Origin of the sequence: Rhizobium sp. ERR 1071, assembly GCF_007828675.1 — a bacterium.
GTDB lineage: Bacteria > Pseudomonadota > Alphaproteobacteria > Rhizobiales > Rhizobiaceae > Rhizobium > Rhizobium dioscoreae.
In genome coordinates this window covers 25,288-37,004 of record NZ_VITM01000012.1, presented here as the reverse complement: position 1 = coordinate 37,004, position 11,717 = coordinate 25,288, and the positions used below count along the sequence as shown (strand labels likewise).

The 11,717-nt window shown below is 59.8% G+C and carries 13 protein-coding genes; 7 read left to right on the top strand and 6 right to left on the bottom strand.

What is annotated here, in order from left to right; genetic code table 11:
* Positions 1-114: 114 nt before the first annotated feature.
* The 3 genes from FBZ99_RS28040 to FBZ99_RS28030 all read right to left on the bottom strand — a co-directional run bounded on the left by FBZ99_RS28040 (position 115) and on the right by FBZ99_RS28030 (position 2,265).
* Positions 115-933 (bottom strand): sugar phosphate isomerase/epimerase family protein, encoded by an 819-nt coding sequence (locus FBZ99_RS28040; RefSeq protein WP_145636172.1) that lies wholly within the window; start codon positions 931-933, stop codon positions 115-117.
* A gap of 263 nt (positions 934-1,196) precedes the next feature.
* On the bottom strand, positions 1,197-1,805 hold the full coding sequence (leuD, locus tag FBZ99_RS28035) for a 3-isopropylmalate dehydratase small subunit (RefSeq protein WP_145636170.1): 609 nt from the start codon (positions 1,803-1,805) through the stop codon (positions 1,197-1,199).
* Between the two features lie 223 nt (positions 1,806-2,028).
* Positions 2,029-2,265 carry a hypothetical protein gene (locus FBZ99_RS28030; RefSeq protein WP_069613878.1) on the bottom strand — a complete coding sequence of 79 codons (237 nt, stop codon included), beginning with the start codon at positions 2,263-2,265 and terminating at the stop codon, positions 2,029-2,031.
* Between the two features lie 111 nt (positions 2,266-2,376).
* Here FBZ99_RS28030 and FBZ99_RS28025 point away from each other — a divergent pair, with 111 nt between their 5' ends.
* Together FBZ99_RS28025 and FBZ99_RS28020 are read left to right on the top strand one after the other, a co-directional pair.
* Complete coding sequence (locus FBZ99_RS28025; protein ID WP_113366479.1) at positions 2,377-3,321, top strand: HpcH/HpaI aldolase/citrate lyase family protein; 945 nt, start codon at positions 2,377-2,379, stop codon at positions 3,319-3,321.
* Between the two features lie 26 nt (positions 3,322-3,347).
* Positions 3,348-3,554: a DUF1737 domain-containing protein gene (locus tag FBZ99_RS28020; protein ID WP_113352830.1), complete on the top strand. Its 207-nt coding sequence runs from the start codon at positions 3,348-3,350 to the stop codon at positions 3,552-3,554.
* A 52-nt stretch (positions 3,555-3,606) separates the two neighbouring features.
* Here FBZ99_RS28020 and FBZ99_RS28015 read toward each other — a convergent pair whose 3' ends face one another.
* Positions 3,607-4,044 carry a metallopeptidase family protein gene (locus tag FBZ99_RS28015; protein ID WP_069611396.1) on the bottom strand — a complete coding sequence of 146 codons (438 nt, stop codon included), beginning with the start codon at positions 4,042-4,044 and terminating at the stop codon, positions 3,607-3,609.
* Positions 4,045-4,206: 162 nt separating this feature from the next.
* On the opposite strand from FBZ99_RS28015, the gene FBZ99_RS33660 reads away from it, so the two are divergent.
* Genes FBZ99_RS33660 through FBZ99_RS28005 form a run of 3 tightly spaced genes read left to right on the top strand, consistent with a single transcriptional unit; the run spans position 4,207 to position 10,116 of the window.
* On the top strand, positions 4,207-5,187 hold the full coding sequence (locus FBZ99_RS33660) for an ImuA family protein (protein ID WP_233788774.1): 981 nt from the start codon (positions 4,207-4,209) through the stop codon (positions 5,185-5,187).
* A gap of 40 nt (positions 5,188-5,227) precedes the next feature.
* Positions 5,228-6,655: a Y-family DNA polymerase gene (locus FBZ99_RS28010; RefSeq protein ID WP_246661216.1), complete on the top strand. Its 1,428-nt coding sequence runs from the start codon at positions 5,228-5,230 to the stop codon at positions 6,653-6,655.
* Complete coding sequence (locus tag FBZ99_RS28005; RefSeq protein WP_145636166.1) at positions 6,652-10,116, top strand: error-prone DNA polymerase; 3,465 nt, start codon at positions 6,652-6,654, stop codon at positions 10,114-10,116. The genes FBZ99_RS28010 and FBZ99_RS28005 overlap by 4 nt, the downstream gene beginning before the upstream one ends.
* A gap of 38 nt (positions 10,117-10,154) precedes the next feature.
* Here FBZ99_RS28005 and FBZ99_RS33655 read toward each other — a convergent pair whose 3' ends face one another.
* On the bottom strand, positions 10,155-10,409 hold the full coding sequence (locus FBZ99_RS33655) for a hypothetical protein (protein ID WP_246661215.1): 255 nt from the start codon (positions 10,407-10,409) through the stop codon (positions 10,155-10,157).
* Between FBZ99_RS33655 and FBZ99_RS28000 the strand changes: the two genes are divergently transcribed.
* Both FBZ99_RS28000 and bfr read left to right on the top strand, forming a co-directional pair.
* Entirely contained in the window at positions 10,296-10,568 is a 273-nt protein-coding gene (locus tag FBZ99_RS28000) for a (2Fe-2S)-binding protein (RefSeq protein ID WP_244575290.1), read from the top strand. The two genes, FBZ99_RS33655 and FBZ99_RS28000, sit on opposite strands and share 114 nt — an antisense overlap.
* On the top strand, positions 10,534-11,019 hold the full coding sequence (gene bfr / locus FBZ99_RS27995) for a bacterioferritin (protein ID WP_069611399.1): 486 nt from the start codon (positions 10,534-10,536) through the stop codon (positions 11,017-11,019). The genes FBZ99_RS28000 and bfr overlap by 35 nt, the downstream gene beginning before the upstream one ends.
* 142 nt (positions 11,020-11,161) lie before the next feature.
* On the opposite strand, the gene FBZ99_RS27990 is transcribed toward bfr, so the two are convergent.
* Positions 11,162-11,701, bottom strand: coding sequence for an RNA pyrophosphohydrolase (locus FBZ99_RS27990; protein WP_113352827.1), 540 nt, complete (start codon positions 11,699-11,701; stop codon positions 11,162-11,164).
* Positions 11,702-11,717: the final 16 nt, after the last annotated feature.

The window sequence follows — 11,717 nt, the reverse complement described above, 5'->3', positions numbered from 1 at the left end:
CTGCAAATGCGGCTTTTCAAGCGAGGAAGGGGTCGAAACGGTACGGTTTTCGGGCTTTTGAGACCAGTCACCCGCCCTTGGACCACGAGGGCGGGTGGCTTGCGTTGCTTATCCTTACTCAGCCAGCCCGAGCGAGGCGAGGTAGGCGGCCGATGCCGGGATCTTCGACTTGTCCTTGATTTCGATGATCAGGCGCGGATTGCTGTTAAGCTTGGCAATAGCGGCAAAGACGGCGCGCCAGTGGATGTTGCCTTCGCCGAGGCTCCAGTGGCGATCGGCATAGCCATCCGCATCCTGCAGGTGGACATGTTGCAGGCGATTGCCGGCGGCGTGGACGTAGTAGTCGACCGGCGGAGCGCCGATATAGCCGTGGGCGTAATGGGCATGACCGGTGTCGATGGAAACGGCGACGGCGGGCGAATTGAAGCTGTCGACGAGGCCGACGCGGATATGGGGATCCTTGTCCTCGATGTTCTCGATGACCATGGTGAGCCCGATGTCTTCGGCGCGCTTGACGGCCTCTTTCAGCGTCAGATGCGTATATTCGATGATCTTCTCGCGCTCGCCCTTATTGTTGTCGAGGTTGTTGTAGGACCACGACGTATAGGGGCTATGGATGACCATTTGCGTGGCGCCGATATTGGCACAGACGTCGAGTGCCTGCAGCAGGCGCTTTGTGACGACGCCGCGGACGTCCGGGTCCTGTGAGGCGATGACAAAGCCCCAGAACGGGCCGTGGATGCCGAGGCGGCCCTGATGGCCGTCAAGCAGCTTGCGGGCGCGTTCGGCCAGCGGAGCCCAGTCGCCGTTGAGGATTTCGGCTTCAACGAAGCTCTGCAGCTCTAGGTCACGCGGCTTTTCGAGCAACCAGTTACGATGGATTTCGACGTCGTCGAGCGTCATGGCGGCGCCAACAATGGGAAGGGAGGTCATGGAGAGGCTCCATTGCGTGGAGAAGATTTAAGGGCGGGAGAAGAGGCCCGAAGGTCTCGGCACGCCTGTATGAGCCCCCTTCTTGTCGATCATATTACAACGGTTGGGAAAGATGGTGTCCCGTTTCCGGGATTTGCGTTTTCCGCTCCCTGAGGTGCCGCAGCCGCGGATAGTTCCCTCTCTCTGCAGGCGGCGGGCGTTTTGGCATGAAAAAAGCCGGGCGCAAGGCCCGGCTTCGAAACGCGAAATAGTGATGAAACCGATCAGGCGGCCCAAGGGCGCGATGCGGCGTTCGACTTTTCGAAATTGTCGATCGCGGAGGATTTTTCCAGCGTCAGGCCGATATCATCAAGGCCGTTCAGCAGGCAGTGACGCTTGAATTCGTCGAGTTCGAACTTCAGCGAGCCGCCGTCCGGGCCGGTGATTTCGAGGTTTTCGAGGTCGATCGTCAGAATGGCGTTGGAGCCGCGCGAAGCGTCGTCCATCAGCTTGTCGAGATCTTCCTGGCTGACCTTGATCGGCAGGATGCCGTTCTTGAAGCAGTTGTTGTAGAAGATGTCGGCGAAGCTGGTCGAGATGACGCAGCGGATGCCGAAATCGAGCAGTGCCCAGGGCGCATGCTCGCGCGAGGAGCCGCAGCCGAAATTGTCGCCGGCAACGAGAATCTTGGCATTCTGATAGGCCGGCTTGTTCAGCACGAAATGCGGGTTCGGAGAACCGTCTTCATTGTAGCGGGCTTCAGCGAAAAGGCCCTTGCCAAGACCCGTGCGCTTAATGGTCTTCAGATAATCCTTCGGGATGATCATGTCGGTATCGACATTGACGACCGGGAGGGGTGCTGCGACACCGGTCAACTTCACGAACTTGTCCATGGGGTCCTGCCTTCATTCTCGTCTAAGCACGAATTATCCTGCCAATAGAGCAAATCCGGCCCGAAATGAAGGAGAATCTTGGAAATGCTCTCAAACGCGGCCCTTTGCACGCTTTGCCCTTCAGCACGTGGCCTGAATTGGACACATGATCAATCAGCACGTGGCCTGAATTGGACACATGATCAAGGGATTCGGCAATAGGCCGCCCTGCCGTGTTTCAATCTCAGAGATCGATGATGGTGCCGCGACCGTCGTTCCAGATGCGCATTTCGCGCTGGCCGTTCGTCTTCGCCTTGGCGCGCACCGGTGCCGGCTTCATGCGCAGCGAGATCGCGCGGGCCGCCATTAGCACGGTCAGTATAGCACCGACGGCAAGCGTGACCGAAACGGTCAGCAGCGCCATGGCTGCAAACACGGTGATACCGGCAAGCGCGATGAACAGGGAACGGATATTCTGCATGGTCGAGACCTCTCTACACCAAGCAATGTGGTCTTCATCTCTGTCATCTGCAAGAGCAGCATGGCTTTTTGTTGACTTGCTTGTCGATTAAAAGCGCGGCAAAACGGCACAATGAGCCAATCCGAGAGCCAAACCTCCCCTTCCCGCCCTGCCCGGGTGCGCCGCTCCGTCTTGAGCGTTCCCGCCATCAACCGCCGTGCCCTGGACAAGCTTTCGAGCCTGGATTGCGATGCCGTCATCTTCGATCTCGAGGATTCCGTTTCGCCGGAGAAAAAGGCCGAGGCGCGGGAGAATCTGCGGGCCTTCTTTGCCGCCTCCCCGCTTCCCGGCAAGGAGCGGATCATCCGCATCAATGCGCTTTCCTCGAACTTCGGTGCTGAGGATATGGCGCTGGTCGTGGAGCTGGAGCCGGATGCGGTGCTGCTGCCGAAGGTGGATGAGCCGCAGGATGTGACTGGTGTCAGTGACCGGCTTGCGGAAGCCGATGCGCCGGAAGACTTGCGCATCTGGGCGATGATCGAGACGCCGCGCGGCATCCTGAATGCAGCCGCGATCGCCGAGGCTGGCCGCACGGCCGGCAGCCGGCTCGATTGTTTCGTCGTCGGCCTAAACGATCTCAGGAAGGAAACGGGCGTCCTGCCGCAGCCCGGCCGTCCCTATCTCGTGCCCTGGCTGATGCAGGTGATATTGGCCGTCAGCGCTTACGGCCTCGAGGCCATCGACAGCGTCTTCAACGATTTCAAGGATACTGAAGAATTCGCGGCAGAATGCGGCCAGGGGGTTGCCATGGGCTTTGCCGGCAAGATGCTGATCCATCCGAGCCAGATCGAAGCCGCCAACTGGCATTTTGGCCCTGACAAGGCCGCTGTTGCCGAGGCGGAATCCATCATCGCCGCCTTCGCCGCACCGGATGCCGCCACTCTCAATGTCGTGAACCTCGGCGGGCGGATGGTGGAGCGGCTGCATCTTGTCCAGGCAGAGAGACTCGTCCATAAAGCTCGCCTGATCGAGCAGCGCTCTTCGGGCGCCGCCGGAACGCCCCGTAGCGATGTGTGATTGCTAAATACAAGAAAGATGCCTTGATGAAACTCTACCGCTTTCTCACCGGCCCCGATGACGCATCCTTTTGCCACAAGGTAAGCGCGGCGCTGAACAAGGGCTGGGAGTTATACGGCTCGCCGACCTATGGCTTCAATTCAGCAAGCGGGCGGATGGAATGCGGTCAGGCTGTCATCAAGGACGTGGCCGGCAAGGATTACGATCCGGATATGAAGCTTTCCGAGCAGTAAGCACCGGCTGAAATTCTCATTCTTCCCGATCGTCTTGCGGCCGGGACCGATATCAGCGATCCGTCGCTTCCTCGGCGCTCGCCTCGATGCGCTCCATGTCCTCGTCGCTCAGGCCAAAATGGTGGCCGATCTCATGGATCAGGACATGGGTGATGATGTCGCCGAGGGTTTCTTCGTTCTCAGCCCAGTAATCGATGATCGGCCGGCGATAGAGGCGGATCTTGTTGGGCATGTCCCCCGTCTGGGCGGTGAAGCGCTCCGAGATGCCGCGGCCTTCGAAGAGGCCGAGCAGGTCGAAGGGCGTTTCCAGCGCCATGTCCTCGAATACCTCGTCATCCGGGAAATCTTCGATGAGGATGACGAGATCACCGGTGAGCGAACGGAATTCGTCTGGCAGGTGGCTGTAAGCCTCCATTGCCAGGGATTCGAATGTACTGATGGAGGGCGAGTGGCGATCCCGCCAATCTTCGCTCTGGTCGACGCGAGCCATGAATATTCCTTCCTTGGCTGGTCATATAGAGACTTTACGCCGCTTTTACGAGTGTAGATTGCGGCAGAGGAATATTTTCTCATGAAATGGTGTTGACTCTTTCTGCAAGCTCTGGAATCCATAAGAACATAACAGGAACATTATCGATCTGGAGTGAACGTCATGGCCGAGGCTGCCGTGGCGCGGGAAACGCTTTTCGCCCTGCGTGAAACCATTGCCCGACTGGAAGGCAGGCCGATCCCGGCACTGGCCGCTGCGGCGCATGAAACGCTGACAGACAAGCCGGCGAGGCAGATGGCGGCTATTGCGAAATCCCTGCCTATTCAGCCTATGCGTGAACAATCGCTCCTTCCGATCGGTGTCGACGAGCTTGATGCGGCGCTGCAAGGCGGTTTGCCGCTCGATGCGCTGACGGAAATCCGCTCGCTCGGCCTCCGCGATGCCGGTGTGGCCAGTGGTTTTGCCCTGGCGCTTGCCGCGCGGCTGCATGCGCAAGCTTCGGATACGGTCCCGGCCAAGTCTCCGGTTCTGTGGATCGGCGATACGGTCGCGACGATGGAGGCGGGCCTGCCCTATGCCATCGGCATCAGCGATTTTGGGCTGGAGCCTCAGGCTTTTCTGCAAGCGTCGCCCCGCAAGCTGGACGATGCGCTCTGGGTGGCGGAGGCGGCGCTTGGCAGTGCTGCCTTTGCCGCCATCATACTGGAAGTACGCGGCAATCCCGCCCGTTTCGGCCTGACCGAAAGCCGGCGGTTGGCGCTGAGGGCCAAGGCGGCGGGGCGGCCCTTATTTCTGTTGCGACAGGGAGGCGAGGAGGAAGCAAGCAGCGCCCTCTTCCGCTTTTCCGTCGAACCCGCGCCTGCGCAGGCGCGGCCCCTGCCGGATGGATCGGTGCTTGGCGGCAGCATCGGTCACCCGGCCTTTCGTCTGACCTTGGAAAAGAGCCGAAACCCAGCGCCTCTTTCCATAACCTTGGAGTGGAATGCCCATGACCGCCGCTTTGCCCCTGTCTCCGATGTTCAGCACCCTGCCTTTCCCGGCGAACACGCAGCGCATTCTGGCGCTGACCTTTCCGCATCTGCCGACCGACCGGATCGCACGCAAGCGCTGGGGTCTGTCCTGGCGTTCGACAGGCAGGCTTGAAGCGCCGCCGCTCGCCTGTGCCGGCAAGCTCAACAATGCCATGCGGCTGACCGCGCTCAACGAACGGGCTGAAATGATCGGCTTGAAACAGGGGCAGGGCGTGGCCGAGGCAAAGGCGATCTGTCCCGATCTCGATGTCGTCGAGGAGGATCCGGCGGCGGATCGCAAGCTTCTGGAAGCGATCGCCGACTGGTGTGACCGTTATACGCCGCTGGTGGCGATCGACGGCAAGGACGGGCTGTTTCTCGACATTACCGGCTGCGCCCATCTCTTCGGCGGTGAAGAGGCGCTGCTCGAGGATGTCTTGATCCGGATTTCCCGGCTGGGCTTCGATGTGCGCGGCGCCATTTCCTCCGCACCCGGCCTCTCCTGGGCCGTTGCCCGCTTTGACGAGAGCCGTATCGTTCCGCCGGAGGCCATGGAAGAGGCATTGGCGTCGCTGCCGGTCGCATGTCTTCGTCTTGGCGAGGAGACTATTGCAGCCTTGCAGAAGATGGGCCTGAAGCAGGTGGGCGATCTTCTGGCCGCACCACGAGCGCCGCTTGCCCGCCGGTTCGGCGCGCAGCTGCTGCTGCGGCTCGATCAGGCCGTCGGTCTGGTCGAAGAGCCGATCTCGCCGCGCCGCCCGGTCGCGCAATTGTCGGCCGAGCGCCGGCTGGCCGAGCCGATGCAGGCCGAAGAGGATATTCTTCAGCTTGCCCGCCAGCTTGCCGAAAGCCTGAAGCCGGGGCTGGAAGCCCGCGGCATCGGCGGTCGCTCCTTCGAGCTCCTGCTCTTCCGTGTGGATGGCGCGGTCTTCCGTATCGCGGCCGGCGCATCGCAGCCGTTGCGTGAGCCGAGCCGGATCGCCAGCCTATTCACTGAGCGCTTCGGCGCCATTCATGACGATCTCGATGTCGGCTATGGTTTCGAAATCATCCGCCTGAATGTGCTTCAGCATGCGCCCTTCGATGCCATGCAAGGCGATTTTGTCGGAGGAGATCGTCAGGAAGGCTCGCTTGCCGCCTTTGTGGATCGCGTGGCCGCCCGGCTGGGGCCGGACTGCCTGCAAGGGTTCGAGCTGCGGCAGAGCCATATCCCCGAACGAGCTGTGCGGCCGCTGCCGGCGATGACCATCCTTAGCTCGAAGCCGCGCACAGGTCAGGAGGATGCTGGCCATGGCTTCTTCCGCGGCGAGCGGCCGCTGCGGCTGTTTCGCATGCCGGAACTGGTCGAAACCATTGCTGCCGAAGTGCCCGATGGCCCGCCCCGGCAATTTCGCTGGCGGCGGGTCATGCATCGGGTCAGCCGGGCCGAAGGGCCGGAGCGGCTTTCGGCGGAATGGTGGCTCGAGGAAAGGCAAGAACCTGACCGCGATTACTTCCAGGTCGAAGATGAGGAAGGCCATCGTTTCTGGTTGTTCCGAAAGGGGCTCTATGGCCGAGGCGCCACGACGCCTGACTGGTACATGCATGGAGTCTTCGCATGAACGCGCGTCCGAGTTTCCACGAACCCGTGCCCTTCTTTGAGATCGGGGTGAGAACGAATTTCTCCTTTCTCGAAGGTGCCTCGCATCCAGAGGAAATCGCGGCGCAGGCCGCCATCCTGAAACTGTCGGGATTTGGAATTGCCGACCGCAATTCGGTTGCCGGCGTCGTTAAGGCGCATGCGCATACCAAGATTCTCTGGGAAAAATACAAGGAGGGCATTGAGAAGAATCTAACGCTTCGAGCGAAGGGCGAGCCAGAAAAGCCGCTTCTGAAGCCGGTCCCTTTCCAGCCGGGCGCGCGCCTGGTGTTTTCGGACGGCACGCCTGACATTCTTGCCTATCCGGAAAACCGTAAGGGCTGGGCGCATCTCTGCCGGCTGTTGAGTGCTGGCAATCTCAGAGCCGAGAAGGGTTCCTGCCAGCTCGAAGAGGCCGATCTGACGGAATGGGGCGACGAGATGATGCTGGCGCTTATTCCCGATGCTGAAAGTGTCGAGACGCAAGAAGGGCAGGAAAAGCTGGAGCAATGCCTGAAGCGGTTATGGATGCGATTCGGCCGGAAGTTCCACATGGTCCTGTCGCCGGCCTATGACGGGCGGGACCGCATGGTCTTCGCCACGCTTTCCATCCTGGCGCAGCGCAATGGCGTGCGGTTGATCGCCAGCAATCAGCCGCTCTATCATTCGACTGAGCGCAAGCCGCTTGCCGATATCGTCGTTTCGATCCGCGAGCATGTGCCGATCGCCGAAGCCGGCTTCAGGCTGGCGGCGAATGCGGAGCGCTACATGAAGGATGCTGCCGAGATGGCGCGCCTCTTCAGGGATTATCCGAAGGCCATCGCCAATACGCAGAGGTTTTTTAGCCGGCTTTCTTTTTCGCTGGACGAGCTGAAACATAATTATCCCGACGAAAGCGTTCCTGGAGAGACCGTTGCGGAAACGCTGAGGAGACTGACCTGGGAGGGGGCCAGATGGCGCTTTCCTGAAGGGATCCCGTCAAAGGTCTCGATGCAGATCGAGCACGAGCTCAAGCTCATCAGGGAGCGGAAATATGAGCCATATTTCCTGACGGTGCACCGCATCATGGAGTTTGCTCGCAGTGCGAATATCCTATGCCAGGGACGCGGATCGGCAGCCAATTCGACCGTCTGTTATTGCCTCAGGATTACTGAGGTCAATCCTGAAATAACAAGCTTGCTTTTCGAGCGTTTCATCTCGACGGAACGCGAGGAGCCACCTGACATCGATGTCGATTTCGAGCACGAGAAGCGTGAAGAGGTCATCCAGTTCATTTACAGGCATTACAAAAAGGAGCATGCCGGGCTGACGGCGGCGGTCACCAGTTATCGCGCACGTTCGGCCGGCCGCGAAGTGGCGAAAGCCTTCGGCCTGTCGGAAGATGTGCAATCGGCTCTTGCGAGCGGCGTCTGGGGCTGGTCGACGGAAGAACTTTCCGAGCGCGAGGCGAAGATTGCCGGCCTCGATCTCAAGGACAAGACGACACGCAACGTCCTTTCCTATGCCTCGACGCTGATGGGGTTTCCGAGGCACCTGACCCAGCATGTCGGCGGCTTCGTCATCACCCGGGATCGGCTGGATGAGGTCGTGCCGATCATGCATACGGCCATGGACGATCGCTACATGATCGAGTGGAACAAGGACGATCTCGACAACCTCAATATATTGAAGATCGATGTGCTGGCCCTCGGTATGTTGACCTGCCTTGCCAAGGCCTTCGACCTACTGCTGCTGCATTACGACGTGAAGAAGGCGCTCGCCGACCTTGGGAGCAAGGAATATCCTGATGGCGTGCCGGTCTATGATATGATCTGTCGCGCCGATACAATCGGCGTCTTTCAGATCGAAAGCCGGGCGCAGATGAGCATGCTGCCGCGTCTTCGGCCCCGCAAATTCTATGATCTGGTTATCGAGGTAGCGATCGTCCGTCCCGGCCCCATTCAAGGAGACATGGTTCATCCTTACCTCAAGCGGCGGGATGACGATCTTCACAAGCGGCCGATCGAATATCATCGTCCGGAGTTGAAGGCTGTTTTGGAGCGAACTTTGGGGGTTCCGCTGTTTCAGGAACAGGCGATGCAGATCGCCATCACTGCAGCCGGATTTTCGCCTGCCAAAGCCGATCGGCTGCGCCGATCCATGGCGACGTTCAAGCGAACGGGGAGGGTCGATGAATTCAAGACGGATCTGGTTTCGGGCATGGTCGCGAAAGGCTATCCTCAGGACTTTGCCGAACGCTGTTTCAGCCAGATCGAAGGTTTCGGCGAGTATGGTTTTCCCGAAAGCCATGCGGCCTCCTTCGCTCTGCTCGTCTACGCCTCCTCCTGGCTCAAGGCCTACTATCCGGATGTCTTCTGTGCGGCCATCCTCAATGCCCAGCCGATGGGCTTCTATGCCCCGGCGCAGCTGGTGCGTGACGCACGCGAGCATGGCGTCGAGGTGCGGCCGGTGGATATCAATCGTTCCAGCTGGGATTGCCTGCTCGAGCGGGGACGCTTCGATAAGGATGCGGTCGAGCCGCGCCACGCGTCGATGCGCGGTATTATCAAGACGCAATGTGCCGTCCGTCTCGGCTTCCGGCAGGTCAAGGGTTTGTCCGAAGACGAGATGAAGCAGCTCGTCGAGCGTCGTGGCGATGGTTATCGGTCCGTGCGTGACCTCTGGCTTCGCTCCGGTCTTGCCAAGGCGCAGATCGAACGCCTGGCGGATGCGGATGCGTTCGGCTCCATCGGCTTGAGCCGACGGGAAGCGCTGTGGGCCGTGCGGGCGCTCGATGCCAGCAGCGCTGCCGAAAAGCTTCCCCTCTTCGATCTCGGCGATCATGCGGAGCTGCAGGTCGAGCCGGTGGTTGCGCTGCCGGAAATGCTGCCCGGCGAGCAGGTCATCGAAGATTATCGCTATCTGTCGCTATCGCTGAAAGCACATCCGGTTTCCTTCCTACGCGCCGATTTCGCGCGGCAAGGCATCGTGCAAAGCCGGGATCTGCCAAAGGTGGCGAATGGGCGGATGGTGACGATCGCCGGCCTGGTGCTGGTGCGCCAGCGGCCGGGTTCGGCCAAGGGGGTGATCTTCATGACCTTGGAGGATGAAACCGGCGTCGCCAATGCGATCGTCTGGCCGAAGAAGTTTGAGAAATACCGCGCCATCGTCATGGGGGCGCGGCTGGTGAAGATCCGTGGCCGGCTACAGAGCGAGAGCGGCGTCATCCACGTGGTGGTCGATCATATCGAGGATATGACGCCGGCACTTGGTATTTTGCAGCGCGAGGCGCGGCGTTTTGGCGTCAGCGATCGAGCGGATGAGGCGCTGCGGCCGACCATGGATGTCAGACAGAAGGAGAAGTCCCCTCTGCCGCGTGGAGCCGCTGCAGGGGCAGCGGCGGAAGGCCGCAGCAATGGTGCCGAAACGGCCAGAGTCATGCCGCGAGGCCGCAATTTTCATTGAAATTCCGGCCTCCGCATCCCCGGCGGAGGCCAATGACCTCATCGGCGGACCAGATTCGAATCGTTTCTTTCTTGACAAAGAGCGTCTTCTTTAGCAGATAACAAGACAGCAGGTGTCATGTTTGACGGGCTGAGCGAAGAATGCTGGTTTGCAGTTGTAATTACATCACCGACAAGGAAATCCGGGACGTTATCAACGAACTCCTTGATCAGGACTGTTGGCAGCTCATCGTTCCCGCGAAGGTTTATCACGCCATGGAAAAGCGCGGCCGTTGCTGCGGCTGCTTCCCGAATGTCGTTGATATCATTATACAGACAACCCAAGATTATCATGCCCGCCGCCACTCGACGGAAGCGGAAATATTTGATTTCATGTCCCGCCTGAAAAAATTCCATGAAGACAACAGGAGAGCGGACATTGAAAGGCGACAAAAAAGTCATCGAGCGGCTTAACGAGGCGCTGTTCCTCGAGCTTGGCGCAGTCAACCAATATTGGGTTCACTACAGACTTCTCGAAGACTGGGGCTACACCAAGCTTGCCAAGAAGGAGCGCGCAGAATCCATCGAGGAAATGCAGCACGCCGATCGCCTCGTTGCCCGCATCATCTTCCTTGAAGGCCATCCCAACCTGCAGACGTTGGCGCCGCTGCGCATCGGCCAGAACGTCAAGGAAGTGCTGGAAGCCGATCTCGCCGGCGAATACGATGCCCGCACCGCCTACAAGAAATCCCGCGATATCTGTCACGATGCCGGCGATTATGTCTCCATGAAGCTGTTCGAAGAGCTCTTGGCGGACGAGGAAGGCCATATCGACTTCCTCGAAACCCAGCTCGAACTGCTCGGAAAAATCGGCGAAGCCAAATATGGCCAGCTCAACGCTGACTCCGCCGATTCCGCAGAATAATCGATGCCAGAGCGGTTCAGCTTTTCACGGAAACTCTGAACCGCTCCATCTTTTTGTTTTCCGGCAATTCCGAACGGAAAATCGCTACGCACTTTTCCTGGAATTGCTTCAGAATCCGGCCGCTTTGCGCCGGTTTTTTCGTTCAGTCTTCGGCCTTCAGGCCGGCCAGATGGCTGAACTCCGAAACCACCTGCTCGTAGACCGATCGCTTGAAGGCAACGATCAGACCGGGAAGCTCGGCCATCGGCTTCCACTCCCAAGCATCGAATTCCGGTTCATGACCGCCCGGCGGCGGATTAATGGCGATCTCGCTCTCGTCACCGTCGAAGCGGAAGGCGAACCAGCGCTGCGTCTGGCCGCGGTATTTTCCCCTGAGGCCGATGCCGATCAACTGCGGCGGCAGATCGTAATTGATCCAATCCTTCGCTTCCGCGAGCAAGGTCACGGCTTTCATGCCCGTTTCCTCATAAAGCTCGCGATAGGCGGCCTTCAGCGGATCTTCGCCCTCATCTATGCCGCCCTGCGGCATCTGCCAAAGCTGCGGTGAGCCGTCATACTCGGAATTGCCGTCCGGAATGCGGCGGCCGGCCCAAACCAAGCCCTCCCGATTCAGGATCATGATGCCGACACAAGGGCGGTAGGGCAGGTCTTCGGCTCTTACGGGCGCGTGGGGCGTGCTCATTTCTCTCTCCAGGGAT

Coding starts and splice junctions, on each gene's coding strand:
- FBZ99_RS28040 (WP_145636172.1), bottom strand. CDS start 933: ATGACCTCCCTTCCCATTGTTGGCGCCGCCATGACGCTCGACGACGTC.
- leuD (WP_145636170.1), bottom strand. CDS start 1,805: ATGGACAAGTTCGTGAAGTTGACCGGTGTCGCAGCACCCCTCCCGGTC.
- FBZ99_RS28030 (WP_069613878.1), bottom strand. CDS start 2,265: ATGCAGAATATCCGTTCCCTGTTCATCGCGCTTGCCGGTATCACCGTG.
- FBZ99_RS28025 (WP_113366479.1), top strand. CDS start 2,377: ATGAGCCAATCCGAGAGCCAAACCTCCCCTTCCCGCCCTGCCCGGGTG.
- FBZ99_RS28020 (WP_113352830.1), top strand. CDS start 3,348: ATGAAACTCTACCGCTTTCTCACCGGCCCCGATGACGCATCCTTTTGC.
- FBZ99_RS28015 (WP_069611396.1), bottom strand. CDS start 4,044: ATGGCTCGCGTCGACCAGAGCGAAGATTGGCGGGATCGCCACTCGCCC.
- FBZ99_RS33660 (WP_233788774.1), top strand. CDS start 4,207: ATGGCCGAGGCTGCCGTGGCGCGGGAAACGCTTTTCGCCCTGCGTGAA.
- FBZ99_RS28010 (WP_246661216.1), top strand. CDS start 5,228: ATGCGGCTGACCGCGCTCAACGAACGGGCTGAAATGATCGGCTTGAAA.
- FBZ99_RS28005 (WP_145636166.1), top strand. CDS start 6,652: ATGAACGCGCGTCCGAGTTTCCACGAACCCGTGCCCTTCTTTGAGATC.
- FBZ99_RS27990 (WP_113352827.1), bottom strand. CDS start 11,701: ATGAGCACGCCCCACGCGCCCGTAAGAGCCGAAGACCTGCCCTACCGC.